At 58.4% G+C, this 26,481-nt stretch carries 23 protein-coding genes; 19 read left to right on the top strand and 4 right to left on the bottom strand.

From position 1 onward, the window contains the following. The first annotated feature begins 63 nt into the window (after positions 1-63). The 3 genes from ACWPM9_RS11860 (at position 64) to ACWPM9_RS11850 (ending at position 4,901) form a co-directional block, all read left to right on the top strand. The gene (locus tag ACWPM9_RS11860) at positions 64-717 is read left to right on the top strand and encodes a protein-L-isoaspartate O-methyltransferase family protein (RefSeq protein WP_484755275.1); all 654 of its coding nucleotides are present in this window, start codon (positions 64-66) and stop codon (positions 715-717) included. 294 nt (positions 718-1,011) lie between these two features. After that, positions 1,012-1,854 carry a PopZ family protein gene (locus ACWPM9_RS11855; protein WP_484755274.1) on the top strand — a complete coding sequence of 281 codons (843 nt, stop codon included), beginning with the start codon at positions 1,012-1,014 and terminating at the stop codon, positions 1,852-1,854. Between the two features lie 119 nt (positions 1,855-1,973). Continuing rightward, positions 1,974-4,901 (top strand): valine--tRNA ligase, encoded by a 2,928-nt coding sequence (locus ACWPM9_RS11850; protein WP_484755273.1) that lies wholly within the window; start codon positions 1,974-1,976, stop codon positions 4,899-4,901. Positions 4,902-4,996: 95 nt separating this feature from the next. Here the strand turns inward: ACWPM9_RS11850 and ACWPM9_RS11845 are convergent, their stop codons facing one another. Then, complete coding sequence (locus ACWPM9_RS11845; RefSeq protein WP_484755272.1) at positions 4,997-5,275, bottom strand: hypothetical protein; 279 nt, start codon at positions 5,273-5,275, stop codon at positions 4,997-4,999. On the opposite strand from ACWPM9_RS11845, the gene ACWPM9_RS11840 reads away from it, so the two are divergent. Continuing rightward, the gene (locus ACWPM9_RS11840; protein WP_484755271.1) at positions 5,265-6,446 is read left to right on the top strand and encodes an OmpP1/FadL family transporter; all 1,182 of its coding nucleotides are present in this window, start codon (positions 5,265-5,267) and stop codon (positions 6,444-6,446) included. The genes ACWPM9_RS11845 and ACWPM9_RS11840 overlap by 11 nt on opposite strands. Before the next feature lie 544 nt (positions 6,447-6,990). Next, positions 6,991-7,782 carry an exopolysaccharide production regulator ExoR gene (gene exoR, locus ACWPM9_RS11835; protein ID WP_428186529.1) on the top strand — a complete coding sequence of 264 codons (792 nt, stop codon included), beginning with the start codon at positions 6,991-6,993 and terminating at the stop codon, positions 7,780-7,782. Positions 7,783-7,823: 41 nt separating this feature from the next. On the opposite strand, the gene ACWPM9_RS11830 is transcribed toward exoR, so the two are convergent. After that, a complete protein-coding gene (locus tag ACWPM9_RS11830; protein WP_484755270.1) occupies positions 7,824-8,447 on the bottom strand; it encodes a hypothetical protein in 624 nt (207 codons plus the stop codon). A 212-nt stretch (positions 8,448-8,659) separates the two neighbouring features. After that, positions 8,660-9,451 (bottom strand): exodeoxyribonuclease III, encoded by a 792-nt coding sequence (gene xth / locus ACWPM9_RS11825; protein WP_484755269.1) that lies wholly within the window; start codon positions 9,449-9,451, stop codon positions 8,660-8,662. 290 nt (positions 9,452-9,741) lie between these two features. Between xth and ACWPM9_RS11820 the strand changes: the two genes are divergently transcribed. Then, entirely contained in the window at positions 9,742-11,067 is a 1,326-nt protein-coding gene (locus ACWPM9_RS11820; RefSeq protein WP_484755268.1) for a uracil-xanthine permease family protein, read from the top strand. Between the two features lie 59 nt (positions 11,068-11,126). Here the strand turns inward: ACWPM9_RS11820 and erpA are convergent, their stop codons facing one another. Beyond that, positions 11,127-11,459 (bottom strand): iron-sulfur cluster insertion protein ErpA, encoded by a 333-nt coding sequence (gene erpA, locus ACWPM9_RS11815; RefSeq protein ID WP_428186533.1) that lies wholly within the window; start codon positions 11,457-11,459, stop codon positions 11,127-11,129. 215 nt (positions 11,460-11,674) lie between these two features. On the opposite strand from erpA, the gene ACWPM9_RS11810 reads away from it, so the two are divergent. From ACWPM9_RS11810 to ACWPM9_RS11750, 13 genes are all read left to right on the top strand, one after another. Continuing rightward, a complete protein-coding gene (locus ACWPM9_RS11810) occupies positions 11,675-12,892 on the top strand; it encodes a deoxyguanosinetriphosphate triphosphohydrolase (protein ID WP_484755267.1) in 1,218 nt (405 codons plus the stop codon). Between the two features lie 62 nt (positions 12,893-12,954). Then, positions 12,955-14,715, top strand: coding sequence for an arginine--tRNA ligase (argS, locus tag ACWPM9_RS11805; RefSeq protein ID WP_484755266.1), 1,761 nt, complete (start codon positions 12,955-12,957; stop codon positions 14,713-14,715). 59 nt (positions 14,716-14,774) lie between these two features. Beyond that, complete coding sequence (locus ACWPM9_RS11800) at positions 14,775-17,795, top strand: SPOR domain-containing protein (RefSeq protein WP_484755265.1); 3,021 nt, start codon at positions 14,775-14,777, stop codon at positions 17,793-17,795. A gap of 118 nt (positions 17,796-17,913) precedes the next feature. Next, the gene (nagZ, locus tag ACWPM9_RS11795; RefSeq protein ID WP_428186537.1) at positions 17,914-18,930 is read left to right on the top strand and encodes a beta-N-acetylhexosaminidase; all 1,017 of its coding nucleotides are present in this window, start codon (positions 17,914-17,916) and stop codon (positions 18,928-18,930) included. Positions 18,931-19,004: 74 nt separating this feature from the next. Continuing rightward, entirely contained in the window at positions 19,005-19,799 is a 795-nt protein-coding gene (locus tag ACWPM9_RS11790) for a segregation and condensation protein A (RefSeq protein WP_428186784.1), read from the top strand. A gap of 92 nt (positions 19,800-19,891) precedes the next feature. Continuing rightward, the gene (scpB, locus tag ACWPM9_RS11785) at positions 19,892-20,539 is read left to right on the top strand and encodes an SMC-Scp complex subunit ScpB (protein ID WP_484757645.1); all 648 of its coding nucleotides are present in this window, start codon (positions 19,892-19,894) and stop codon (positions 20,537-20,539) included. A 109-nt stretch (positions 20,540-20,648) separates the two neighbouring features. Beyond that, positions 20,649-21,719, top strand: coding sequence for an ABC transporter ATP-binding protein (locus tag ACWPM9_RS11780; protein WP_484755264.1), 1,071 nt, complete (start codon positions 20,649-20,651; stop codon positions 21,717-21,719). Positions 21,720-21,766: 47 nt separating this feature from the next. Then, positions 21,767-21,961, top strand: a complete 195-nt coding sequence (locus ACWPM9_RS11775) for a twin-arginine translocase TatA/TatE family subunit (RefSeq protein ID WP_428186539.1) — start codon at positions 21,767-21,769, stop codon at positions 21,959-21,961. Between the two features lie 65 nt (positions 21,962-22,026). Then, positions 22,027-22,806 carry a Sec-independent protein translocase protein TatB gene (tatB, locus tag ACWPM9_RS11770; protein ID WP_484755263.1) on the top strand — a complete coding sequence of 260 codons (780 nt, stop codon included), beginning with the start codon at positions 22,027-22,029 and terminating at the stop codon, positions 22,804-22,806. Continuing rightward, on the top strand, positions 22,803-23,630 hold the full coding sequence (gene tatC, locus ACWPM9_RS11765; RefSeq protein ID WP_428186541.1) for a twin-arginine translocase subunit TatC: 828 nt from the start codon (positions 22,803-22,805) through the stop codon (positions 23,628-23,630). The genes tatB and tatC overlap by 4 nt, the downstream gene beginning before the upstream one ends. 114 nt (positions 23,631-23,744) lie before the next feature. After that, positions 23,745-25,028 carry a serine--tRNA ligase gene (gene serS / locus ACWPM9_RS11760; protein ID WP_484755262.1) on the top strand — a complete coding sequence of 428 codons (1,284 nt, stop codon included), beginning with the start codon at positions 23,745-23,747 and terminating at the stop codon, positions 25,026-25,028. A 5-nt stretch (positions 25,029-25,033) separates the two neighbouring features. After that, positions 25,034-25,807, top strand: a complete 774-nt coding sequence (gene surE / locus ACWPM9_RS11755) for a 5'/3'-nucleotidase SurE (RefSeq protein ID WP_428186543.1) — start codon at positions 25,034-25,036, stop codon at positions 25,805-25,807. Next, entirely contained in the window at positions 25,804-26,457 is a 654-nt protein-coding gene (locus ACWPM9_RS11750; protein WP_484755261.1) for a protein-L-isoaspartate(D-aspartate) O-methyltransferase, read from the top strand. Before surE ends, ACWPM9_RS11750 begins: the two co-directional genes overlap by 4 nt. The last annotated feature ends 24 nt before the right edge of the window (positions 26,458-26,481 follow it).

The following is a 26,481-nucleotide window of genomic DNA, read 5'->3' as shown; positions in this document are numbered from 1 at the left end:
AAGCCGGGCGCGGGGGATTTAAGAGACAGAGAAGGCAGACAGGCTGGAATGGGACTCAACGACATGATGGATTTCGAAGCGGCGCGCATCAAGATGGTGGAAAACCAGATACGCACAACCGATGTCACCGCGCATTCGGTGCTTGAGGCGTTTCTCGCTGTTCCGCGCGAATCCTTTGTGCCGGCAGACAAGGTCCGGCTTGCCTATATCGATGAAGACCTCGAGATTGCGCCGGGCCGCTACATCATGGAGCCGTCACCACTCGCCAAGCTTTTGCAGCTGGCCCATATCGGCAAGGATGACGTCGTCCTGGAAATCGGCTGTGGCTGCGGTTACACCGCAGCACTTCTTTCGCTTCTGTCCGGTTCTGTCGTGACGGTTGAAAGCGACGAGGAACTGGCCGCGAAAGCAACCCAGACCCTGTCTGAACTCGGCTATGACAATGTCGCCGTCGTCACCGGGCCTTTGGAAGCGGGTTACGCTGCCGAGGCGCCCTATGACATCATTTTCGTCAATGGCGCTGTTGAAGACGTTCCGGAAGCCCTGATCGGTCAGCTTCGGGAAGGCGGCAAGCTGATAGCCGTCGTCGGCTATGGCAATGCGGCACGTGCAATCGTGCATGTCCGCTCGCAGGACGCCTATTCCAAGAGCGACTATTTCAACGCTGCCTTGAAGCCGCTTCCGGGCTTTCGTCGGGCCGCTGAATTCGTCTTCTGAATCACGCTGTCCCATCTTTCACGCGGCGCAGCGCTTAATGCTGTTATGTCGGCTGATGGGAACTGATCGGGCGAAGGGGCAGGGGCAATCGCCTGAGCGCTGGTCGTACGCTGCTATTGCTTTGTGCCTGGTGCTGCAGCTGCAGCTGATTTAACCATCACTTCATAAATCTGTGTATCACGCGGGAGAAACTCTCCGGCGTGATTTTTTTCTGCAACGCGGTATCCTACGGTGATTCGCGACGCAGTTGTCGGCGGCGACCGTCGCTTTGAGCTCGAAAATACGGGAATGAAAATGGCACAGCCAAATGTAGCGCGTGAACCGTCCATGGAAGAGATCCTCGCATCGATCCGCAAGATCATCGAAAGCAACGATCCGGAGGCTCCGCGCGACTTCTCCTCTCCAATGTCCAACGCCTATGGAGATGAGGGTGGCGATATCGGCGATGAAGCGGAATTGACGATCGAGGATGAGACCATGGCGACCGCCGCCATTTTCGCCGCCAATGATGAGCGTCCTCGTGCAGAGATGCAGCATTACACACCGGAGCCCAGCCGTCAGTCCTTCGCTCAACCGTCAGCAAATGACGCCGAACCGCCGAAGAATATTTCACTTGCTGATCTGGCGGCCCGCGTTCGCGCAGCGGCTGATCGCGCCGAGCCCGGCGTTCCAGCATCTGCGTCTTCATCGGTGCCACCGGCGCAAATGCGTCGGCCAGAGCCGGCAGCGGCGCCTGCCGCAGGGCCGCAAACTGCCCATGTGAGCCACAGCCTTGCAGGCTTGCGCGGCTCTGAAGCGCCGCTGATGACGGCACCGCTTCGCCCGTCCATGGTCGAAGAGCCAATTCGCAACGCCATTCGCGATGCCGCTGATGAGGCCCTGTCTCTGCCAAACTCGATCGACGAAAAGACACGCGAAAATGCCTTGATCTCAGCCGAGACCGGCGCCTATGTCGCCAGGTCCTTCGGCGATCTGGCGAAAGCTGTCGATGGAGAGCAGCGTCGCTCGCTGGACGAAATGGCAGAAGAACTGCTGCGACCGATGCTCAAGGAATGGCTGGACGACAATCTGCCAACATTGGTCGAGCGTCTGGTTCGAGAAGAGATCGAGCGCGTGGCGCGCGGCCCGCGTCGTTAAGAAACCGTATTGCATGCAGACAATCAGCCGCTCCGGCCGCCGGGGCGGCTTTGCTGTTGACACTGCAGGGTCGTCCGGCTTTAAAGCCCACGGTCTCGTGAAAGAAAGTTTGTTCCGAAATGCTCGATAAAACCTATGATTCCGCTGCTGTCGAACCGAAGATTGCCAAGGCCTGGGATGAGGCCGATGCATTCAAGGCGGGCGCCAATGCCAAGCCGGACGCTGAATCATTCACGATCGTGATCCCGCCACCAAATGTGACCGGCTCCCTGCATATGGGCCACGCGCTCAACAACACCCTGCAGGACATCATGGTTCGCTTTGAGCGGATGCGCGGCAAGGACGTTTTGTGGCAGCCCGGCATGGACCATGCCGGCATTGCCACCCAGATGGTTGTCGAGCGCAAGCTTGCGGAAAACAAGCAGCCCACCCGTCGTGAACTGGGCCGCGAGGCGTTCATCGAGAAGGTGTGGGAGTGGAAGGATGAATCCGGCGGGCTGATCTTCAACCAGTTGAAGCGCCTCGGCGCCTCCTGTGATTGGTCGCGCGAACGGTTCACCATGGACGAGGGGCTGTCGAAGGCGGTTCTCGAAGTTTTTGTCACCCTGTACAAGGAGGGCCTCATCTACCGTGGCAAGCGGCTGGTCAACTGGGATCCCAAGTTCGAAACCGCGATTTCCGATCTCGAGGTCGAGAACAAGGAAGCCGACGGCCACATGTGGCATTTCAAATACCCGTTGGCTGGCGGCGAGACCTATACCTATGTCGAGAAGGACGAAGACGGGAACGTCATTCTGTCTGAGGAACGCGATTATATCTCGATTGCCACCACCCGTCCGGAAACCATGCTGGGCGATGGCGCGGTTGCCGTTCATCCGTCAGATGAGCGCTATGCGCCGATTATCGGCAAGCTGTGCGAAATTCCGGTAGGGCCGAAGGAACACCGCCGCCTGATCCCGATCATCACCGATGAATATCCGGACAAGGATTTCGGGTCAGGTGCCGTCAAGATCACCGGCGCTCATGATTTCAACGACTATCAGGTCGCACGCCGCAACAATATTCCGCTCTACCGCCTGATGGATGTGACTGCTGCCATGCGCGACGACGGTGAGCCCTATGCCGTCTATGCGGCCCAGGCGCTCGACATCGCCAAGTCCGGCAAAGTGCCGACGGAGGCAGAGGTCGACGACATCAATCTGGTACCCGAAGAATATCGCGGGCTGGATCGCTACGAGGCGCGCAAGCGCATTGTCGATGCGATCAATGCCGAGGGCCTTGCCGTCACCGTCAAGGATGACGAAGGCAATGACATTCCCTATGTCGAATCGAAGAAGATCATGCAGCCCTTCGGCGATCGCTCAGGCGTCGTCATCGAGCCGATGCTGACCGACCAGTGGTTTGCAGACGCAAAGACGCTCGCAGAGCCTGCCATCGCCAGTGTTCGCGAAGGCCGCACGAATTTCGTGCCGAAGAACTGGGACAAGACCTATTTCGATTGGATGGAGAACATCGAGCCATGGTGCATTTCTCGCCAGCTCTGGTGGGGTCATCAGATTCCGGCATGGTATGGTCCAGACGGCCAGGTCTTTGTTGAAAAGACCGAAGAAGAAGCGCTTGACGCCGCCATCCAGCACTACATCGCCCACGAAGGGCCGTGGAAGGCCTGGGTTGAGGAGCGTCTTGAGAACTTCGAGCCCGGTTCGATCCTCACGCGCGACGAAGATGTGCTCGACACGTGGTTCTCCTCGGCGCTTTGGCCCTTCTCGACGCTCGGCTGGCCCGACAAGACGCCGGAAGTCGCACAATATTATCCGACCAGCGTGTTGGTCACGGGCTTCGACATCATCTTCTTCTGGGTTGCCCGGATGATGATGATGGGCCTTCATTTCATGAAGGACGAAGACGGCAATCCGGTTGAGCCTTTCAACACGGTCTATGTCCATGCTCTGGTGCGCGACAAGAACGGACAAAAAATGTCGAAGTCCAAGGGCAACGTCATCGACCCTCTGGAACTGATCGACGAATACGGTGCGGACGCACTGCGCTTCACGCTTGCGGTCATGGCGGCGCAGGGGCGGGACGTGAAGCTCGATCCTGCCCGGATCGCCGGCTATCGCAATTTTGGCACCAAACTCTGGAACGCCACGCGGTTTGCCGAAATGAATGGCGCCAGGAGCGATCCGCATTTTCTGCCAGAGGCAACCACGCTTGCCGTCAATCGCTGGATCCTGACAGAACTCGCCGCCACGGAAAACGCAGTGACCGAGGCCATCGAGAGCTACCGGTTCAACGATGCCGCGAGCACGCTCTACCGCTTCGTCTGGAACCAGGTCTGTGACTGGTATCTGGAACTGCTGAAGCCGGTCTTTGCAGGTGACGACGAAGTCGCAAAGACGGAAGCGCAGGCCTGCGTCTCTTATGTTCTGCATGAGATCTACAAGTTGCTGCACCCCTTCATGCCCTTCATCACGGAAGAGCTGTGGGCGCATACCGCTGCAGAAGGCGCCAGCCGCGGCAAGCTTCTGTGCCACGCTGACTGGCCGGCACCTGAGTTTTCCGACAATGGTGCTGCGGACGATATCAACTGGCTGATCGATCTGGTGACCGGTATCCGCTCCGCCCGTTCTGAAATGAACGTTCCGGCAGGTGCGATCGCACCACTGGTCGTGGTCGGTGCCAATGGCGTGACCCAGGCGCGTCTGGCCCGTCACGAGGCTGCTATCAAGCGCCTCGCGCGTGTTGACAACATTTCGGAAGCGCCGGAAGCCCCGCGTGGCTCGGCGCAGATCGTCATCGGCGAGGCGACCGTCTGCTTGCCGCTCGGCAATCTGATTGACGTTGCAGCAGAAACGGCACGACTGCAAAAGGCAATCGGCAAGGTCGATCAGGAAATGGGTCGTATCGACGGGAAGCTCAACAACGAGAAATTCGTTGCCAACGCCAACCCGGAAGTCGTCGCAGCTGAACGCGAGCGTCGTCTGGAACTGCAGCAGCAGCGCGCCAGTCTGGCGGTCGCACTTGCCCGTGTGGCTGAGGCGGGTTGATCTGACAAGCGAGAGTCGGTGGCGCCGCATAGCTGTCGCGCCATCGATCCGTTTTCTTCTCGATATTCTCTGGTGATCAGACTTTCAGCGTTTGCTCAAAGTTCGGGCAAGCGATTTTTGGTGTCGTGCTTTTTTTGTGACACATGGGTCAGAGATGAGGAAAATATTCTACTCTGGCCAAATCTGTATCCGTGCAGGGCGTGATTTTTTCTATTATCGCCCGATTTTCCTGTTGATTGAGAGATTTTACGTAAAAAATTAAGCTCCAACTGTGCAGAGTGAAGGCGACGCGGAAGATTGTTATTCGTCGCCGCATCGCTAAGCTCTGAAACATGGAGTCCTGGAGTGGGGAGATATACGGCGATGACAATCATCAAAACGACGGTCGCATGCCTGTTGGCAACATGCGCATTCACAACGGTTTCCAACGCCGGTGGTTTTTCCCGCGGGGAGGCGGACACCGATATCCTCTACGAGGATGGAGTCGTCGTCGGGCGTGCGGGGGTGATCTATGTCGCACCACAGCGCGATTACGACACGATTGACGGCGCGAGTGCTTCGGATGACGATTTCACGGACGCTTACGCAATTCCGTCTTTCGCAGCGAAATTTCGCTTCTCCGACAATTTTTCATGCGCCTTTACCTATACGCAGCCATTCGGTGCTGACAGTACATATGGTTCTGAATCCCAGGCAGCTGACAAGGCTGTCGATGTCGCGTCGGGCTTTCCATATACTGTGGTCGGCGGTAACGCTGTAAAATCAGCAAAGTTCGATACAAATGAGTATGGTGGAACATGTGCCGCGAACCTTGGTGTGGGCAAGGGACAGTTGTATCTGATCGGTGGCCTGTTCGTTGAGTCGTTCGATTACACCGAAGAAAAAGATTTTGGTACGCTGCACCTGCGAGATGACTCGGCGCTCGGTTACCGTATCGGCGCGGCATATGTCATCCAAGAATACGCTTTGCGCGCAGAATTAATGTATCGCTCGCAAGTCGATCACAAGGCTGACGGTGACTATACGCCGAGTGCACCAGCCGTCCCGCTGGGATATACTCTCGGTACGCCTGTCACCGCTTATGGAAATGGAACTCTCCCACAGTCGCTCGAACTCAACCTCCGGAGTGGGGTAGCGCCTGGCTGGCTGGTGTTCGGCTCCGTAAAATGGACGGACTGGAGCGTTCTCCAGACGCTCGACTATAATATTTCGGGTAGCTTTGGTGACCAGCAAAAGGACTTCTTCTGGAAAGATGGCTGGACCATTACCGCTGGCGTTGGCCACGAGTTTAGTGAAACGGTTTCTGGGGCGGCATCAATCACTTGGGACAGCGGCGTTGGAACCGGTGCCGACATCGTAACAGACACTTGGACGCTCGGCGCAGGAGCGCAGGTTAAGGCAGGGCCAGGCGCGTTGCAGCTTGGCGCGGCCGTCAGTTACCTCACAGCCGGTAGCCAGTCTACAACGGATGGCGCACCATTCAACGCTACCTCAAACGGCGATTGGGCCTACGCACTTTCCGCTTCGTACAAAATCAGTTTCTGAGTGCAATTTATCTCTGGCGCGCGTTTCGAAAGGCCCGGTTCGTCTGGGCCTTTCTTCTGCCTGGTCATGCGTCTGACCGCTGCACACACAGAAATTGTGGCAAATCTGCAACGCGCCGACAATCAGCATTGCGCTATCATGCAGAACCCTAATTTGTCCATTTCCCGCCACAAAGGAAGCGCAGCAGAATAGGTCTGCGAGGAAGAGTATCGTTTTGGAACGATGATTGACCTCGAAGACGAAGTTGGTTTGGACAGGAAATATAGCGCATTCCAAGGGGTATACAGAGACGCCGGGCTTTTCATGGGAGAGACGGCGGGCAGGCAGAGGGCCAAAGCCCCAGTCTCGCCAGAAATGCCTCCTAAATTGTGCTCAGCAGTTAAGTTGCTTGCGAAATCCTGACCCGAAATGATGTGTGACGGGTTGCTTGATGAACTGGTTGTTCACGGTTTCGCGTCTAGAGTTTTCGTGGATGGAGAATGCGATTGCGCCTCATCCACGAGCGCAGTTGATGTCCGCATTGGGATGGATGAATAACAGGACCATGGCGAATACCGAGTATAGATTTGCGAAACGCACTGCGGTCGCGCTGGTTGCCGGCCTTTTGGCCGCCCCCGCCGCCTTGGCGTTCGATATCAATTCAGGCGTCAGCAAGGAATCGGGCCCGTTCGACCTCTTCAAGTTCGGCTTCAAGGCCTACAAGGCTGGGCAGAAGAAGGATGCGATCGAGGCCTATCGCTATGCCGCAGAAAAGGGTCACACGGGCTCGCGTTGGGCCTTGGCCAACATGTATGCCGACGGCGACGGCGTGGTGAAGAACGATTTTGAGGCCTTCAAGATCTATTCGGAGATCGCAAATCAGGGTATCGAACCTGGATCCTCCGATACCGGATTTTTCGTCAATGCTCTTTTGTCGCTTGCCGGCTACTACCGCGTTGGCATTCCCGGCACTCAGGTGTCCGCGGATCTGACACAGGCCCGTCAGCTTTATTTTCAGGTCGCCTCGACTTTTGGTGTCGCCGAAGCCCAGTTCCAGTTGGCACGCATGCTGCTGGCAGGTGAGGGCGGCAAAGCCAATCCGAAACAAGCCAAGAAGTGGCTCAACCTGGCGCGCAAGAGCGGCCACGCGGGCGCCATGTCGGTTTTCGGAAACGTCCTTTTCCAGGAAGGCCAGACCGCACAGGGCTTGGCATTCATGACCGCAGCGCTTGACCGGTGTCGCCCTTCAGACTGCCAATGGATGCAGGATCTTCAGGAACAGGCCTTTTCCATCGCGACGGAAGATGATCGCCGTGTTGCCGTGGCCCTTGCACCACAGCTTGGACGTCCGCAGTAAAATCATCGGTTTTGGTCTGAGCGGGTGCGTAAAGCACCTCGTCAGGTCATTGCCGAGGGCCAGTTCAGATAGACGTTTTGATCGCCGACACGTCCGAAGTATGCGTTTCCACCATTCGCAACATCAATATAGGCGCCTGTCTCCGTCTGCTCAAAAGTCGCGTCACTGCCGCGCTTGAGATGCGTTCTCAAGAATGAAGTCCAGCTTTCACGTGAGAATGTGTCTCCGGGTTTGCGGCGAGTCAGCCGTTCTTCCGGGTCGGACACATCCCACGCAGTGATGGTCACGCCGATTTCGGCATCGGTGACCGTCAAGGATCCGTCCGCCAATGCCTCCAGCATATCGGCACCGAGATTGCCGGATCCCTGATCGGTCTCTGCCATGTCTTGCAGCTTGGTCTTCAGGCCCGCCATGAAGGATGCCGTCCGGATGTCGGATGACACCGTTTCCTCTTTCTTCGCCGCTTCGCGAAGGCTGGTATCGTAAAGCGTCGCGGCCTCGCTCAGGCTGTTGATCAGACTGCGGCTGTAATAGGTTGCCCGATCATTCAGCCCGCCATTATAGGCGGCAGCAGCAGCATCGCCTGCCTGTTGATCACCTGTTTCGCGGATGTTCCTCATCATTACGCTGGAAGCCGTTGTCTGGACGGTCGATATCGCGTTCATGCTTCAAATACCCTCTTTCCAAAACAATTCGGACCGACGGATTGGCTTGAAAAAAGCGCCTTTCGTCGGCGGGAGCGACGAGTCTCCGCGCGTTTGAAGGCTAGGAAGCGATCATTGCCTGGAACTTGCGGCGTTCACGCACATGCATGCGTTCGGCCCCCGTCAGATTTCCAGAAGCAGGTCAGCAAGACAGATATATGGGAAGCGGTCGGTCAGGCCGCGAAATCGAACCAGCCGCAGACGGGCACGTGGTCGGATGGCTTTTCCCAGCTGCGCACGTGTTTTTCGATCTCGGTCGCCGTCAGTCTGTCTGCTGCTTCCGGTGACAGCATCAGGTGATCGATGCGGATTCCGTTGTTCTTTGGCCAGGCACCGGCCTGATAGTCCCAGAAGCTGTAAAGCTTGCTCTCGTCATCGGTTGCCCGAACCGCATCTGTGAGACCAAGATTTTCAAGTCGGCGAAATGCATTGCGGGTCTTTGGCAGGAACAGCGCATCGCCTTCCCAGACCTTCGGATCAAAGCAATCGAAGGGTTCTGGAATGACATTGTAGTCACCCGCCAGAATGAAAGGTTCTTCAAGCGCAAGGCGGCTTTCGGCAAAGCTCTGCAGCCTGGCCATCCAGGCAAGCTTGTAGGGATATTTGACCGGATCGTCGGGCGGGTTGCCATTGGGCAGGTAAAGCGAGCAGACGCGCAAGACCCCGCCTTGGACTGAAAATACGCCTTCGATAAAACGGGCCTGCTCATCGCTGTCATCGCCTGGAAGACCGCGATTGACCTCATCAGGTTTCATCTTCGACAGCAGAGCGACGCCATTGAAGCCCTTCTGGCCGTGGGTCTCCACATGATAGCCGAGTGCTTCGATCTCCATGCGCGGAAATCCCTCGTCCTGGGATTTGATCTCTTGCAGGCAGGCGATGTCGGGAGCCGATTGTTCCAGCCACTGGCACAGATTGCCAATGCGCGCCTTGACGCCGTTGATGTTCCAGGTGGCGATTTTCATACGGGATCCTTTCGGCTGGCCCTCAAGCAAAGTCCGATCCAGCCGTGCCAACTATTAGAGGAGCCGTGGCCGCGAGGAAACCCGTTTTGTGCCGAGCCCCAACGATAAAGCTGCCGGGTCGCATCTGGAATTCCGGCGGCTGTTCCAATTTGCGATTGCATCGCACAACGGTTGTGGCTCTATTGAAGATCTGCGTGCGTTTGGGGAGGCCTTCGCAGGATAAAAGAGCAAAAGGGGACAATACAATGACAGACGCAATTGAGCCGAAAAGACCCGGACTTATTTATAACTTGAATGATACTCCGCCGCCCGGCCCAGCATTTCTGGCCGCGTTCCAGCACATTCTTGCCAGCATCGTTGGCATCGTCACGCCGACACTCGTGATCGGCGGCGTTCTGGGGCTAGGCGAGCACGTGCCCTACCTCATCGCCATGTCGATGTTCGTGTCGGGTGTTGCAACCTTTATCCAGTGCCGTCGCATCGGACCGGTGGGCTCCGGTCTGCTCAGCCTGCAGGGAACCAGCTTTGCCTTTTTGGGCGCTGTTCTTGCCGCAGGTTTCGGCGTCAAGGCGCAAGGGGGAACGCCCGAAGACATCCTGGCGATGATCTTCGGTCTTTGCCTGGTCGGTTGCCTGGTTGAAGTGATCCTCAGCCAGTTCATCGACAAGATGGATCGCATCATCACCCCGACCGTGACCGGCATCGTCATCACCGTGATTGGCCTCAGCCTTGTGAAGGTCGGTTTTACCGATTTTGCCGGGGGTGTCGGAGCAGGGGAAAGCTTTGGCGCACCCGTCAATCTCATGCTGGGTCTGATCGTCGTCGCCGTGATTGTCTTTTTCACCTTCCAGAAAAATCCGATGCTGCGGATTTCGGCCATCATGCTCGGACTGATCGCCGGCCTGATCGTCGCTGCAGTTTTGGGTAAGGTGAATTTCTCGATCCTCGGCACCCAGCCGATCTTCGCGCTGCCGATGCCGTTCAAATACGGATTCTCCTTCGACATCACGCTCTTCATTCCGATCGCCTTCGTCTATCTGATCACCGCCATCGAGACGACGGGCGACCTGACGGCGAATTCGGTGATCTCAGGCGAGCCGGTCGAGGGCGAGGTCTACATGCAGCGGATCAAGGGCGGTGTGCTGGCAGACGGCATCAATTCCGGCCTGGCCGCAATCTTCAACACCTTTCCCAACACCACCTTCAGCCAGAACAACGGCGTGATCCAGATGACCGGTGTGGCAAGCCGCCATGTCGGGCTCTATATCGCCGGAATTCTGGTTGTATTGGGCTTTTTCCCGATCATCGGCGGTGTTTTCATGCTCATCCCGAAGGCCGTTCTGGGGGGCGCGACACTGGTCTTGTTCGGGTCCATCGCCGTGGCCGGTATCCGCATTCTGGCCTCGCAGGAGATCGACCATCGCAAGATCTACATCATGGCAATCTCGTTTGGCCTGGGCCTCGGCGTAACGCTCGTGCCCGACGCCATGAAGCAGATGCCGGATCTGATCCAGAAGGTCTTTGCCACCCCGATCACGTTGAGTGGCCTCTCGGCGATCATCCTGTCGCTCATCATTCCGGAAAAGGCCGGTGCGGTAACGACGGAACCTGCCTGAACACAAAAAAAGCGGCGGGCCTTTGACCCGCCGCCTCAAGATGGAAAAGTTGCCGCGCCCTAAATGGCAAAGCTTGTGCCACAGCCGCAGCTTGCGACAGCATTCGGATTGTTGATCTGGAAAGACTGACCCAGAAGATTGTCGACGAAATCGATCTCGGAGCCGGCCATATAGACCAGCGAGACTGGATCGATCAGAACGGTGGCGCCGCTTTTTTCGAGAACGATGTCGTCGTCTTCGGCCGCATCGGCCAGATCAAATTTGTAGGAAAAGCCCGAGCAGCCGCCACCTTCGACAGACACGCGCAGCGCCTGCTTGCCTGATTCGCCCGCGATCACAGCCGCGATACGCTTCGCAGCGGCCTCGGAAAGGGTCACATTCGGTTCGCTCATCATGCCTCCGGCCTATGGCTTGATCGCGAAATCTCCTGGGTTTTCCACGCCATCAGGCAAACGACAGGAGCGCGTGGCAGAAGTCTGCCTTGGGCTCAGGGTTCGAATTGATGCGTCGAGCAAGGAAACTTCGCCGATGCTGTTCTAAAACAATCATCCAGTAGGTATGTAGACGAAGCGGCAACGTCAATGGGCAGAGAAGAGCAGTAGTAGCAATGACGATCGACAGCAGTGCATTGGGTTTCGGCAGCGGCCAGCGTGCAATCTATGCCGCCGATCCGTGGAATTCACGTGGAAGGCTCTTTGACGAGACCTCCAGTCCCACCCGTTCGGATTTCCAGCGCGACCGCGACCGTATCGTCCACACCACCGCCTTCCGGCGGCTGAAGCACAAGACACAGGTGTTTATCGGCCCGGATGGCGATCACTATCGCACGCGGCTCACCCACACGATCGAGGTTGCGCAGATTGCCCGCGCGCTTGCCCGTGCCTTGAAGCTCGATGAGGATCTGGCCGAAGGCGTGGCCCTCGTGCACGATTTTGGCCACACCCCTTTTGGTCACACCGGCGAGGACGCTCTCGACGAAATGCTCAAACCCTATGGTGGCTTCGATCACAATGCCCAGTCATTGCGCATCGTCACCAAGCTTGAGCGCCGCTATGCCGATTTCGACGGCCTGAACCTGACCTGGGAAGCGCTGGAAGGACTGGTCAAGCACAATGGTCCTTTGATGACGAAGGACGGAGAGGGGATCAAAGGTCCTGTACCGCTGCCGATCCGCGACTACAGCCTGATCCATGACCTTCATCTGTCGAGCCATGCCAGCCTTGAGGCCCAGGTTGCTGCAATCTCCGACGATATCGCCTATAATACCCATGACATTGATGATGGCCTGCGCTCCGGGTTCCTGACCTACGAGATGCTGGAAGATGTCCCTTTCCTGGCCGGTCTGATGAAGGAAGTCCGCGATAAATATCCGCATCTGGATGATGATCGCTTTACCAATGAGATGATGCGACGTCAGATTACCCGCATGGTGGAAGACGTGATCGGCGTGACGCAGTCGCGTTTGAAACAGGTGGCTCCTCAGAGCGCGGACGACGTGCGCAATGCCGGGATCACCCTGTCGACCTTTTCCGAGACGATGGCCGAGACGGACAAGCAGATCAAGAAACTGCTGTTCGCCCGCATCTACCGGCATCCGGATATCATGCGAATTCGTGAGGGGGCGGCGCAGATCGTCACCGATCTCTTTAAAGCCTATATGGAAGACCCGACCCGCATGCGCAGCCACTTCTGGGTGAACCACATCAGTGGCCTCAACGAGGGTCAGCGCGCCCGCCATGTCGGCGACTATCTGGCCGGGATGACCGACACCTATGCAGTTCGCGCCCACAGCGAGCTGTTTGACCGGACTCCGGAATTGCGATAGAGCCGCCTCCCGAACGAACACCTTTGCAGGCCGCACCCGGTCTTGCGCCCAGGACGGATGACATGAATCTTTTTGCCGATTTTGAAGCCAGACTTAAGAATGCTTTGGAAGATATTGATCTGATAAAGGAAAAGCGATCTGAGGTTGATTTCGGCCGCGTGATTGTCGAGCCGCCGCGCGATCCAAGCCACGGCGATGCAGCGACCAATGCTGCCATGGTGCTTGCCAAGCCGCTTGGCACCAATCCGCGTGCGCTGGCCGACATCATTGCACAAAAGCTCAAAGAGGATGCCGACATTGCCGACGTCAATGTGGCCGGTCCCGGATTCATCAATCTGAGACTGTCAGAGGATTACTGGCGCCGCCTGCTTGTCCAGATGGTCGAGGAGGGTACAGATTATGGTCGCTCCGCTGTGGGCAAGGGCCTGAAGGTCAATGTCGAATATGTCTCGGCCAATCCGACCGGTCCCATGCATGTCGGCCATTGCCGTGGCGCCGTCGTTGGCGATGCGCTGGCCAATCTGCTGGGCTTTGCCGGTTATGAGGTCACAAAGGAATACTACATCAACGATGCCGGCTCGCAGATCGACGTGCTGGCGCGCTCGGTCTTCCTGCGTTACCGCGAAGCGCTTGGCGAGGATGTCGGCGAGATCCCTGCAGGTCTCTATCCGGGCGATTATCTCGTGCCCGTCGGGCAGGCGCTGGCCGCTGAATTTGCAACCAGGCTGCTGACGATGCCGGAAGACGATTGGATGCCGATCGTCAAGGACAAGGCCATTGATGCCATGATGGTGATGATCCGTGAGGATCTCGCAGCACTCAACGTGCATCACGACGTCTTCTTCTCCGAACGCACCCTGCATGCGGGCAATGGCGGGCGCATCCTGTCGGCCATCAACGACCTGACCTTCAAGGGCCATGTCTACAAAGGCAAGCTGCCGCCACCGAAGGGACAGCTACCCGAAGACTGGGAAGACCGCGAGCAGACGCTGTTCCGGTCGACTGAAGTGGGCGACGATATCGACCGTCCGCTGATGAAGTCCGACGGCGCCTTCACCTATTTCGCCGCCGATCTTGCCTACTTCAAGGACAAGTTCGATCGTGGCTATGACGAAATGATCTATGTGCTCGGCGCCGACCATGGCGGTTACGTCAAGCGCCTGGAAGCGCTTGCGCGTGCCGTGTCCGAGGGCAAGTCCAAGCTCACCGTATTGCTGTGCCAGTTGGTCAAGCTCTACCGCAACGGCGAGCCGGTGAAAATGTCCAAGCGTTCCGGCGATTTCGTCACGCTGCGTGAGGTGGTGGATGAAGTCGGTCGCGATTCTGTCCGCTTCATGATGCTCTACCGGAAGAATTCCGAGCCATTGGACTTCGATTTCGCGAAAGTGACAGAACAGTCCAAGGATAACCCGGTCTTTTACGTGCAGTATGCCCATGCGCGTTGCATGTCTGTGCTGCGCCAGGGCAAGGAAGCATTTCCGGAACTGGAAGCCTCCAGCGCCGATCTGGCGAAGGCTGTCAGCGATATGACGCTTGATCCGGCGGAGATTCAGCTTGTGGCAAAGCTTGCGGAATATCCCCGTGTTATCGAGGCTGCAGCCCAGTCACAGGAGCCGCATCGTCTTGCATTTTATCTCTATGATCTGGCAAGTTCCTTCCATGGTCATTGGAATAAAGGTAAAGATCACCCGGAATTACGCTTTATTAACGATAAAAACCGACAATTGAGTGTTGCCAGACTTGGGTTGGTGCATGCCGTCGCTTCGGTTTTGAAGTCGGGCCTGTCAGTTACAGGCACTGACGCGCCGGAAGAAATGCGATAGTATTGACACCATTTCCCCATATTGCGCTGGCAAATGTATTTGTCGCGTAGAAGAGTGGAATGGGTATGGTTCAGAAACAGGCGGCTCTCCGAGACGGAACTGGGGACGATTTCTTCGCTGAGGACGATCCTCTCGCAGAACTCGCCCGGATCGTCGGATTCGAAACGCCCCATTCGCCAAAGCCGGTTGAAACGGAACGGCATGAGCCGGCATTCGACCTGGAAGACGAGCTTCTGCGCGAATTTGAAACCTATGATGCGCCAACTCCGGCGCCGCAGTTCGTTTCTGAATATGCGCCTGTCCGGGCGCAGCCTGAAGCGTTGTCACTCCCTTCCGTGGAAGAGCAGGTGTTCGAGACACCGGAGCAACAGCAACCCGCTGAAGATGTCGCAGATGCCTATTACCCCGAGTCGATAGAGCTTCCGCAATCTTATGAGGCACAGGCTTTCGCGCCTGAGCCGGCATATATTGAAGAGGATAGCAACGCCCGAGAGCAGAGCGCGTTCGGCCAGACCGATCTCGCCGATGAGCTTGAACTGGCAATCGCCGACTTCCCGCAATTTGCCGAACAGGCAGAGATGCAGTCGTCGCCTGAACCTGTTTATGCCGAACCGAGCTATTCTGAACCGAGTTTTGTTGAGCCCATCTCCTCGGAGCCGGCACATGTCGAGCCGGGCTATGATGCAGACGAACTGTATGAGCCGGCTTTTGCCGAGCCGGTGGACGAACTGCAGACAGCGCCTGAACAGGTTCAGACCCCTGAACAGCCTATCTATGAAGAGCCAGTCGCTTTCGATCCAGAGCCTGAAATCGTCAGCGAGGAAATGTACGATGCTCCGGCACGCACGGAGACGCGCGTCAGACTGCCTTTGACCAATTTTACGCCCAGCCGCGCCAATCTTCGCCGCGAGCCTGATGTTGAGCCGGTGCCAGCACCCGCGCCCGAACCGGAATTTGTGTCGGCTTCCGAGCCAGAGCCTGTCCTGTCGGATGAAGATTTTTTTGCGGAAGAAGAGCTGTTTGCCGATCAGGCAAGCGCGGTGGAGACGCCATTCGACTGGACCGCACCCGCTGCCGCCTATGAGGCGCCGACCGTAGAACCGGCCATTCACTCGACCCAGGTCCCGGCGTTTTCACAAGAGCCAGCTGGAGAAGCAGGTCAGGGGGGCGAGAGGCACGAGCCGGAAGTCGACTTTGCCGAACTGGAAGCCGAGTTGGAGGTGGCGCCGGCGATTGCCGCCCCATCCACGCCGGCACCGCTCGTCGCGCCTGCTGCTGAAGCCAAACCAGCACTTGCTGCCGAGGACGAGTTCGATCCTTTTGCAGACACGGAATTCGAACTGGCGCTTGACGATATCGAGCTCGACCTGTCTGACCTCGATCCTGAACCCGTAGCCAAAGTACAGGACCCGCAGCCTGTGCAGAGCACGCAGCCGGCACCCGTCATGGCCCATGTGGCCCGGCAGCCGGACGTCGCGCCAACAGCCGTGGCTCCACGATCAGTCATGCAACCTGCCGCTCCTGCGCCGCAACCCGCAGCGGACACCAGCGCCGCGATGCCATTCGACCTGTCGCAAATTGCCGAGCAGGATGAGCCGCTGACAACGATGGCGACCCTCGATGTGCCGGATCTCCCGACCCAGGAGGCACCTGCGGAACCGAACTACAAACCCGACTATGGCATCGATGTTGACGCCGAGCTTGAAACCATGTTCGCCGCGGAAGCAGCTGCTGAGACGCCACAACCAGCGTCGACGAGTCTGCCGAGCCGCTCCGCAGCGGCTGCCGCAGCCACGTCTGCGCCCGCGCAACCGGATTTTCAGGAATTCGAGCGCGCTCTGCGCCAGGACCTCGCCCAGTCTTCGCAGGGTGAAGCCCAGGGTGAATCACAGCGTCCACGCAAGATCGCCCTTCAGCAGGCCATCGAAGCGGTGCCGGCAGAAGGCTCGAGCCGCCGTTGGCTCTTGGCTGCTTCGGTCGCTTTCATCGCGATTATCGGCGCTGGCGGTCTTTATGCCTGGATGGGGGGATCACCCATAGGTCTCATCGAAACGGGTGAGCCCGTGGTCATTCTTGCGGACAAGGATCCGGTCAAGGTTGTGCCTGAAAACCGCGGCGGTGCGTCTGTCCCCAATCAGGACAAGGCCGTTTATGATCGCGTTGAAGGTGCAGCCGTTGCGCCCAAACAGGAAAGCCTGATCTCTTCAAGCGAAGAGCCGGTGGACGTCGTTCAGCGCACGCTTCTGCCGCAGAGCGCCCCGGACGATGGCGCCGATGCCGATGTGGATGCTGCTCAATCAACGCCTGTTGGGGAAACGGAAGATCCGCGCCTTTTGCCAAACGGCGGTCGCGAAAGCGCGTCAGAGGCAGATGATGCCGTGACGATCACGCCGCGCAAGGTGCGCACCATGATTGTTCGTCCGGATGGAACGCTGGTCGCTCAGGATGTGCTTGAAGAGCCTGCCCCACAAGCACCGGCATCCGAAGCCGCTCCAACGCTTGCGGAATCTCCGGTTGAAAGCGCGGCCGAGGCTCTGGCCGCGTCAACCGAAACGGCAACGACGAGTGCCGACACGGACGCCGCGGCGTCTGCGCCCCTCGAAACTGCTGCGACTTCGGAACCGGAAGCCGTCGCTGAAGAGCCGGTGGCGCCTGCGCCAAGCAATACACCCATTCCGCGGGCGCGCCCGTCTGAGCAGCCCGCCAACGTGGTGGCAACAGTGACGGAGCAGGGCAATGTCACCCAGACGCCTGCACCGGCCGCACAGCCTGCAGCCACAGCGCCTGCTGCCTCTGCGGCACCTGCGCCGGTCGAGACAGCATCGGCCTTGCCTCCTGGTACCTATGTTGTTCAGGTTGCATCACTGCCGTCTGAAGCGGAAGCGCAGAAGTCCTATCGCAATCTCTCTGCCCGCTATTCCAGCATCATTGGCGGCAGGGGTGTCGATATCAAACGCGCCGATATCTCTGGCAAGGGCACCTATTATCGTGTCCGCATTCCAGCCGGGACACGGGAACAGGCGATTTCCATGTGCGAGAGCCTGAAGGCCGCCGGCGGTAGCTGCCTCGTCGCCCGCTAAAGAGTAACCGACAGCAAAACAGGCAGGCGGCGAGATCGACGGGATCTCGCCGCTTTTTTTCTGTTGACTAACCTGCGACTCACTTCGGCTTTGGCCAGAAGCTCCGTATGGTCAGGCCATGAGCGAATCAAAAGCAATGATCCTGGGCGTCAGCGGGCTTCAACTGACAGCAGAAGAAAAAGCCTTGTTTGCCGGTGAGCGTCCCTGGGGCTTCATCGTCTTTGCACGAAACCTGTCCGAGCGCGAACAGATCTGTGATCTGGTTGCCTCTATGCGTGATGCCGTTGGCCGCCCGGATGCACCGGTTCTGATCGACCAGGAGGGTGGTCGCGTCCAGCGTATCCGCGAACCCCTCTTGCCGCGTTATCCGTCTGCAGCCGTGCTTGGCGAGATCTACAAGCGCAATGCCGGGCAGGGGCTGCGCGCTGCCTGGCTGATGTCGCGCCTGCATGCCTTCGATATGAAGAGCTTCGGCATCAATGTCGATTGTCTTCCGGTGCTCGACGTGCCGGTGGAAGGCGCAAGCAATGTCATCGGCAATCGCGCCTATGGCTTCGATCCGGATACGGTCAGCGCCATGGGCCGGGCCGCAGCAGATGGATTGACGGCGGGCGGTGTGCTTCCGGTCATGAAACATATTCCCGGTCACGGACGGGGTATGGCCGACAGCCATCACGAATTGCCTGTTGTGTCGACGTCGCTTGGTGAACTGGAAGCGCATGACTTCCCGCCATTCCGCGATATGGCCGATTCGTTGATGGCGATGAGTGCCCATGTGGTCTATTCGGCGATCGATCCGGATCGACCGGCCACGATCTCGCGCAAGGTGATCGACGAGGTCATTCGCGGTTCGATCGGCTTCAATGGCTTGCTGATCTCTGACGATGCCTCGATGAACGCTCTGAAGGGCACATTGGGCGAGCGTGCCCGGGCGATCGCCACCAATGGCTGCGACATCACCTTGCATTGCAACGGTGTTATGGATGAAATGAGGGCAGTCGTTGCAGAAGTGGGGCCACTTGCGGGTGAAGCGTTACGCCGCACGAAGGCCGTAGAGGCAGCGTTTGGCCAGGATGACGGTGCCGAAGAGTCTGTCATCCGCGCGGAGTTCGACGGAATGGGAGCCTATAGCTGATGTCGACTACGTCGGGTTCCACGGATGCGCAGGGCGTGAAACCTGCCAATGGGAGCGCACGCAAGCCGGCGCCCATGGAGCAGCTGTGGAGCGACGTGAACGCCGATCGCGGGGTAACCGAGCCGGCGCTGGTGATCGACGTTGCGGGCTTTGAAGGCCCGCTCGACCTTCTGCTGCATCTGGCCCGTGGCCAGAAGGTGGACCTGTCGCGTATGTCCGTTCTGGCGCTCGCCGAGCAGTATCTCCTTTTCATCGACAGCGCGCGCCGCATTCGGCTGGAGCTTGCGGCTGACTATCTGGTGATGGCGGCATGGCTTGCATATCTGAAGTCACGCCTGCTGATCCCGCAACAATCGAAAGATGATGGCCCCTCCGGCGAGGAGATGGCAGCGGTTCTGGCGTTCCGGTTGAAACGGCTTGAGGCCATGCGCGAGTCGGCTACGCGCCTCATCAACCGCAATCGACTGGGCCGGGACGTGTTTGCGCGCGGCGCACCGGAACACATGCCGGATCGCGTGGAATCTGCCTTTGATGCTTCGCTCTACGATCTGCTGACAGCCTATGCGTCGCTGCGCCAGCGCCAGTCGACCACCCAGGTGACGATTGCAAGGCGCACCGTCTGGTCCTTGTCGGATGCCCGTGCAATCCTGTCGCGCATGGTCGGTGAGATCAAGGACTGGACAGCGCTCGACCAGTTTCTCCTGCGCTATCTGACAAAACCCGAAGAGCGTGTTACGGCGATTGCCAGCGCCTTTGCCGCGTCTCTGGAATTGGTCCGCGAAGGCAAGATGGAGATCCGCCAGGAGGGCGCATTCGAACCGATCTACATGCGTGCAGGCGCTCATGCAGTGCCCGCCATCATGGAATAGGAATTCAGCCGGTGATCGAGGACGAGGACATTCACGACATCGTGGTCGAGGACGAGCAGGTGTCTGAGGCTCCTCCGATAGACCCGGCCGCCATGCGCGAGGCCGTCCGTGTGGCCGAGGCACTGGTGTTTGCCTCAGCCGAACCCGTGAGCGAGGGCTTCATTGCCGAGCGGCTGCCAGAGGGTGTCGACATTAGCTCCTTGATGCAGAGCCTGAAGGAAGACTACGCACCGCGCGGCGTCAACCTTGTTCAGGTTGGAGATCATTGGGCTTTCCGCACCGCAGCCGACCTATCCTTTGCCATCCGCAAGGATGAAACCGAGGTCCGCAAACTGTCGCGCGCGGCCTTGGAGGTGTTGGCGATCATCGCCTATCACCAGCCGGTCACCCGTGCGGAAATCGAAGAGGTCCGTGGTGTCCAGACGTCCAAGGGCACGCTTGATGTGCTGATGGAGGCGGGCTGGGTCCGTTTCCGTGGCAGGCGGCGGACACCCGGTCGCCCTGTCACCATCGGTACCACTCGCGATTTTCTCGATCATTTCGGTCTGGAAGAACTGCGCGACCTGCCTGGCATGGAAGAATTGAAGGCGGCCGGAATGCTGTCAGGGCGCATCCCGCAGAACTTCAACATACCGCTGCCCTCCATGGATGATGAACTGACGGAAGATGAAGATCCGATCAGCCAGCTGGAACTTGAAGAGCTCGGCCTCTTGACTCCCGGAGGTGAACCGGACGAATAGGATCATGTTTGTGTAAAGGGCATTGGTCAAATGACCGAACCTTTCTGGAGTGATCCGAAGTTCTGGGTAGATGATGGCTGTGCAGAGTGGAACCAAGCCGGAAACGGCGATGAGCGCACGGCGGACTGCAGGTGTAACCTTTGCGGCGCGTCTTTCCTTTGAAGATATTCATCACAGCTATTTCGGCAAGGAAACCATTCGCGGTGTGTCGCTGACGGCGGAGCCGGGCGAGGTGCTTTGCTTGCTCGGACCGTCGGGCTCTGGCAAAACCACGCTGTTGCGCATTGCTGCTGGCATTGAGGCGCAGACATCCGGACGTCTGACGATCAATGATCGGGAAGTGGCCGGCCCATCCGTCTTCCTGCCGCCAGAAAAGCGCGGCATCGGGCTGATGTTTCAGGACTTCGCGCTGTTTCCGCATATGTCGATACTCGACAATGTCCGCTTCGGCCTGACGGCCATGCCGCGCAAGGATGCGATCAACGAGGCCATGGCATCGCTGGAGCGCGTCGGTCTTGCCCATTACGCACAGAAATATCCACACTCTCTGTCGGGTGGCGAACAACAGCGCGTGGCCCTTGCTCGCGCGCTCGCGCCCCGTCCGGGCGTGCTGTTGATGGACGAGCCCTTTTCCGGTCTCGATTCAAGGCTGAAGGATACAATCCGCGCCGACACGCTCGATGTATTGCGTGAGACACGGGCGACTGCAATCGTTGTGACCCATGACGCGGAAGAGGCGATGCGGATGGCAGACCGTATCGCACTCCTGCGGGATGGCCAGTTGGTGCAGGTCGGCACATCGGATGATCTTTATCGCCGGCCGCGCGATCTATTCGCTGCCGCCTTCTTCTCCGAGATCAACGAGTTTTCCGGCGTGGTTGAAAATGGTTCGGTGGTCACACCTCTCGGCATATTGCCGGCCCCGGACATATCCAGTGGGCGCAATGTGTCGATTGCCGTCAGGCTGTCGGATGTCAAAGTGTCGCAGGAGGGCGGGGCAATCCCGGCACGCATTCTGTCCAGACGTTTTCTGGGCGTCGTCGAACTGCTCAATATTGCCATTCCAGGTGGCGAGAAGCCGCTACGCGCACGCATCCGTGCCGATCAATTGCCGCCCGGTTTGCGCGATATCACTGTCAACATAAACCAAAGCGATATTTTGGTGTTTGAAAAACCATAATAAACCCCTTACATCGGGGTGAAACAAAAAATTAGGAGCTGGAGTAAATGGGTTCTTTTAGTATGTGGCATTGGCTGATCGTTCTCGCGATCGTGCTGTTGTTGTTCGGTCGTGGCAAGATCCCGGAACTGATGGGCGATGTCGCCAAGGGCATCAAGAGCTTCAAGAAGGGCATGTCCGATGAGGATACCCCGGAAGAGCCAGCCAAGACTGTCGACCACAAGGCCGACGAGACCAAGTAACGCAAATCTCGCTTGCGCGAGTTCCGGCGGCGGCATTATGGCCGCTGCCTCAGGAGCATGACTAGATGCTTGACATAGGCTGGACCGAACTTTTCGTCGTCGCGGTGATCCTCATCGTCGTGGTCGGGCCGAAAGACCTGCCGCCGATGCTGAGAGCATTCGGCAAGATGACATCACGTCTGCGCAAGACTGCTGGGGAATTTCGCCACCAGTTCGATGAAGCCCTGCGTGAGTCTGAACTCGATGACGTGCGCAAGACCATAAGCGATGTGCGTAGCCTCAATCCGGCCAATGCGATGCGGGACGCGGTTAATCCGTTGCGCAAGATGGGCGAGGAGATCAAGGCGGATCTGAAGAAGGCGGCGACGCCTGATTCGGCCAAGTCATCGGCTGCGGTCGATGAAAAGAAGTCGACCCCGATGCCGGAAATGTCGTCGCCCTTGCCTCCGATCGATACTGGCATGTTCAAGGATGCGGCACCGGCAACGCTACCGGATCCAATTCCCGGCAAGGCCGACGTTCCACCGGACACGAAGGCAAAGAAAACAGCCTCGTCGCCAAAATCTGCAAAGACGACAAAGGCGGCGTCAAAGCCGGCTTCAGCAGATAAAGTTGCAAGTTCATCCGCGAAAGCAAAACCTGCAGCACCGGCACGGAAGACGGCCGTGAAATCTGCGCCTGCGGCAAAGGGCGTTGACGCAAAGCCGTCCAGCGCAGCTGTTGCAAAGAAACCCGCGAAAAAGCCAGCTGCACCAAAGACCGCAGCCTCTGAACAGAAAGTGGCAGCGAAACCCGCCGCTTCGACCCGTAAGCCGGCATCTCGTGCCAAGAAGGATTCCGCATGAGCGGCGATACTGACGACCAGCCCCAGCCGCTTCTCGAACATCTGATCGAACTGCGTCGCCGCCTGATGTGGTCGCTTGCGGCGTTCTTTGTGGCCTTCATTATCTGCTTCGCCTTCGCCAAGGATCTCTTCAACCTGCTGGTGGTGCCTTACAAATGGGCGGTCATCTGGGCAGGGCTCGATATCACCAAGAGCGAATTGATCTACACGGCGCCGCAGGAATTCTTCTTCACCCAGCTGAAGGTGTCGATGTTTGGCGCTCTGGTCATCGCCTTTCCCGTCATTGCGTCCCAGATCTACAAATTCGTGGCGCCAGGCCTCTACAAGAACGAACGCCAGGCATTCCTGCCGTTCCTGATCGCGTCGCCGATCCTGTTCCTGCTGGGCGGAGCACTGGTCTATTTCTTCTTCACGCCCATGGTCATGTGGTTCTTCCTGGCCATGCAGCAGGCGCCGGGCGAGGGCGAAGTGGCCATTTCGCTGATGCCGAAGGTGTCGGAATATCTCAGCCTCATCATGACGCTGGTCTTCTCCTTCGGGCTGGTTTTCCAGCTTCCGGTCATCACCACGCTTCTGGCCCGGGTCGGCATCATCGACAGCAAATGGCTGGCCGACAAGCGCAAATACGCCATCGTCGTCGCCTTTGTCGTGGCTGCTGTTTTGACGCCGCCTGACCCGGTCTCGCAGATCGGTCTGGCCCTGCCCACCATCCTGCTCTACGAGATTTCGATCTACGCGGCACGCATGGTCGAACGCCGTCGTGCGGAAGCGGCAGCCGCCGAAACTGACGACGCTGCGGTTCCGGCGGAAACAGAAGAGACGTAAGGCTTTCCATTCGTCTTCGTTTGCGTTATCCGAGGCCGTCTGGCCTCGGATGTCGTTTTGGCAACGCTCGCCAGGCTAGTCGCGTTTTGATCGACCAACGACCTGGAATGGCAGATGCTTGATATTAAATGGATCCGAGAAAATCCCGAGGCACTAGATGCAGCGCTTGCCAAGCGCAGCGCAGAGCCAATGGCTGCAAAGTTGATCGCACTCGATGAGAAGCGTCGCTCTGTGGTGCAGTCGCTCCAGGAGATGCAGTCCCGCCGCAATGCCGCCTCCAAGGAGATCGGCGCGGCCATGGGCCAGAAGAACATGGAGCTGGCCGAGAAGTTGAAGGCCGAAGTGGCCCTGATCAAGGACACCATGCCGGCGGCTGAGGAAGAGGAGCGTCAGGTCTCTGCAGAACTGACCGACGCCCTGTCGCGCATTCCCAATATCCCGCTCGATGAAGTTCCCGACGGCATGGACGAGAACGACAATGTGGTCAAACATACTGTCGGCCAGAAGCCCGGCTGGAACCATGCGCCGAAAGAGCATTATGAAATCGGCGAAGCGCTCGGCTACATGGACTTTGAACGCGCCGCCAAACTGTCCGGCTCGCGTTTCACTGTTCTGACCGGACCGCTTGCAAGGCTTGAGCGCGCACTCGGTCAGTTCATGATTGATCTCCACACCACCGAGCATGGCTATACGGAAGTGTCGTCGCCGCTGATGGTGCGGGATGAGGCAATGTTTGGCACAGGCCAGCTTCCGAAATTCGCTGAAGATCTGTTCAAGACCACCGATGGCCGTTGGCTGATCCCGACTGCGGAAGTCACGCTGACCAATCTCGTTTCGGGCGAAATTCTCGAGCAGGAAAAATTGCCCCTCAGGTTCACTGCGCTCACCCCGTCTTTCCGTTCGGAAGCAGGATCGGCCGGTCGCGACACGCGCGGCATGCTGCGCCAGCATCAGTTCTGGAAATGCGAGCTGGTCTCGATCACCGATGCCGACAGCTCGCTCGCCGAGCATGAACGCATGACCGCCTGCGCCGAAGAAGTGTTGAAGCGTCTTGGCCTTCATTTCCGCACCATGACCTTGTGTGCCGGCGATATGGGCTTTGGCGCACGCAAGACCTATGACCTGGAAGTCTGGCTTCCCGGGCAGAAGACCTATCGAGAAATTTCGTCTTGCTCGGTCTGTGGTGATTTCCAGGGTCGCCGCATGAATGCGCGCTATCGCGCCAGGGACGAGAAGGCGACGACATTCGTTCACACGCTGAATGGTTCGGGAACCGCCGTCGGTCGTTGCCTGATCGCGGTGATGGAAAACTATCTGAACGAAGATGGTTCGATCACCGTTCCGGACGCGCTGTTGCCTTATATGGGCGGCCTGACCCGTATCGAAAAGGCAGCGTGAGACCAATGCGCATTCTTCTGACCAATGACGATGGCTTTCATGCCGAAGGCCTCGCCGTTCTGGAGCGCATCGCGCGCACCTTGTCCGATGACGTCTGGGTTGTGGCCCCTGAAACGGACCAGAGCGGGCTTGCCCATTCTCTGACCCTTTCGGAGCCGCTCAGGCTGCGCAAGATGTCGGACAAGCACTTTGCCTTGCGTGGCACGCCGACCGATTGTGTCATCATGGCCATTCGCGAAGTCATGGATGGCAAGCCGGATCTGGTCCTTTCCGGTGTCAATGCCGGTGGCAATATCGCAGACGACGTCACCTATTCCGGCACGGTCGCCGGCGCAATCGAGGGCACGCTTCAGGGGGTGCGCTCGATCGCTTTCAGCCAGCTGTTCGACTATGCCAAATCCGGTCTCGATATTCCCTGGGACGTGGCCGAAACGCTGGGCCCGGATCTCTTGTCTCAGCTGATCAAGGCCGAGCTGCCGCCCGGCACATTTCTCAACGTCAATTTCCCGCGTTGCGCGCCGTCGGATGTGCAAGGCGTCGAGGTGACCCAGCAGGGCAAACTCGATTTCGGCCTCGAGGTGGAAGAACGCGCTGATGGCCGCGGTCTGCCTTACTATTGGCTGCGCTTCGGCAATCGCGGTGAGCGTTTTCCCGAGGGAACCGACGTTCAGGCGATCAAGTCTGACAAGATTTCAGTGACGCCGCTGAAGCTGGACATGACAGATTATGCAGCGCAGAATGCCGTGGCGCGGGCGCTTGGTTTCGGGGGCGGCATTTGAAGACAGGCATGATCGAGAAGGAAGGCTTCGCCGCTCTTGTTCTGCGTTTGCGCGCGGAAGGTATTGCCGATCTTGATCTCCTGACAGCCGTGGAGCAGACGCCCCGCTCCAAATTCGTGCCCTCGCAATTTTCAGAGCAGGCCTATTCCAGCCGAACGATCCCGATCGACTGCGGTGCCTACATGGAGGGCGCCGATCTGGCAGTGCGCATGCTGCATGCGCTGAATGTCAAACCGGGTCAGCGCGTTCTGGAAATCGGCAGCGGTAGCGGCTTCATGACCGCCGTTCTCGGGCGCATTGCAGAACGGGTGCTGTCCCTTGAGCGTTACCGCACGCTGATCACGGCCGCCCAACAACGCTGCGACGCCCTTGGCTTGCGCAATGTCGCCTTCCGCCAGGCCGATGGCACGATCGGGATGCCGGGCGAGGGGACATTCGACAGGATTATCGCCACTGCGGCATTCCCGAACTTCCCGCGCTTCCTCGCCGACCAGCTGGTGTCCGGCGGCGTGGTCGTGGTTCCGGTCATGGTATCGGAAGAAAACTGCATGATCATGCGGTTGACAAAGACAGGCAGCCGCTTCGAGCGGGAAGACCTGTTCCCGGCACCCTATCTGCCTTTGGAGCAGCGCATCGCGCAGGCTCTCTGAGGCGCGACCTGGGTCCGAAATCGC

The sequence above is a fragment of the Agrobacterium sp. H141 genome (assembly GCF_057158725.1).
Note: the sequence above shows the minus strand (reverse complement) of the source record. Positions and strands in the feature narration are given on the sequence as shown.

Excerpts from the sequence above, each read along its gene's own strand:
- ACWPM9_RS11800 (WP_484755265.1), top strand. The coding sequence starts at position 14,775 with ATGGGTATGGTTCAGAAACAGGCGGCTCTCCGAGACGGAACTGGGGAC.
- xth (WP_484755269.1), bottom strand. The coding sequence starts at position 9,451 with ATGAAAATCGCCACCTGGAACATCAACGGCGTCAAGGCGCGCATTGGC.
- nagZ (WP_428186537.1), top strand. The coding sequence starts at position 17,914 with ATGAGCGAATCAAAAGCAATGATCCTGGGCGTCAGCGGGCTTCAACTG.
- ACWPM9_RS11830 (WP_484755270.1), bottom strand. The coding sequence starts at position 8,447 with ATGAACGCGATATCGACCGTCCAGACAACGGCTTCCAGCGTAATGATG.
- tatC (WP_428186541.1), top strand. The coding sequence starts at position 22,803 with ATGAGCGGCGATACTGACGACCAGCCCCAGCCGCTTCTCGAACATCTG.
- tatB (WP_484755263.1), top strand. The coding sequence starts at position 22,027 with ATGCTTGACATAGGCTGGACCGAACTTTTCGTCGTCGCGGTGATCCTC.
- ACWPM9_RS11790 (WP_428186784.1), top strand. The coding sequence starts at position 19,005 with ATGGAGCAGCTGTGGAGCGACGTGAACGCCGATCGCGGGGTAACCGAG.
- scpB (WP_484757645.1), top strand. The coding sequence starts at position 19,892 with ATGCGCGAGGCCGTCCGTGTGGCCGAGGCACTGGTGTTTGCCTCAGCC.
- ACWPM9_RS11855 (WP_484755274.1), top strand. The coding sequence starts at position 1,012 with ATGGCACAGCCAAATGTAGCGCGTGAACCGTCCATGGAAGAGATCCTC.
- ACWPM9_RS11810 (WP_484755267.1), top strand. The coding sequence starts at position 11,675 with ATGACGATCGACAGCAGTGCATTGGGTTTCGGCAGCGGCCAGCGTGCA.
- ACWPM9_RS11860 (WP_484755275.1), top strand. The coding sequence starts at position 64 with ATGATGGATTTCGAAGCGGCGCGCATCAAGATGGTGGAAAACCAGATA.
- serS (WP_484755262.1), top strand. The coding sequence starts at position 23,745 with ATGCTTGATATTAAATGGATCCGAGAAAATCCCGAGGCACTAGATGCA.
- exoR (WP_428186529.1), top strand. The coding sequence starts at position 6,991 with ATGGCGAATACCGAGTATAGATTTGCGAAACGCACTGCGGTCGCGCTG.
- erpA (WP_428186533.1), bottom strand. The coding sequence starts at position 11,459 with ATGAGCGAACCGAATGTGACCCTTTCCGAGGCCGCTGCGAAGCGTATC.
- ACWPM9_RS11845 (WP_484755272.1), bottom strand. The coding sequence starts at position 5,275 with ATGATTGTCATCGCCGTATATCTCCCCACTCCAGGACTCCATGTTTCA.
- ACWPM9_RS11780 (WP_484755264.1), top strand. The coding sequence starts at position 20,649 with ATGAGCGCACGGCGGACTGCAGGTGTAACCTTTGCGGCGCGTCTTTCC.
- ACWPM9_RS11775 (WP_428186539.1), top strand. The coding sequence starts at position 21,767 with ATGGGTTCTTTTAGTATGTGGCATTGGCTGATCGTTCTCGCGATCGTG.
- ACWPM9_RS11850 (WP_484755273.1), top strand. The coding sequence starts at position 1,974 with ATGCTCGATAAAACCTATGATTCCGCTGCTGTCGAACCGAAGATTGCC.
- argS (WP_484755266.1), top strand. The coding sequence starts at position 12,955 with ATGAATCTTTTTGCCGATTTTGAAGCCAGACTTAAGAATGCTTTGGAA.
- ACWPM9_RS11840 (WP_484755271.1), top strand. The coding sequence starts at position 5,265 with ATGACAATCATCAAAACGACGGTCGCATGCCTGTTGGCAACATGCGCA.
- surE (WP_428186543.1), top strand. The coding sequence starts at position 25,034 with ATGCGCATTCTTCTGACCAATGACGATGGCTTTCATGCCGAAGGCCTC.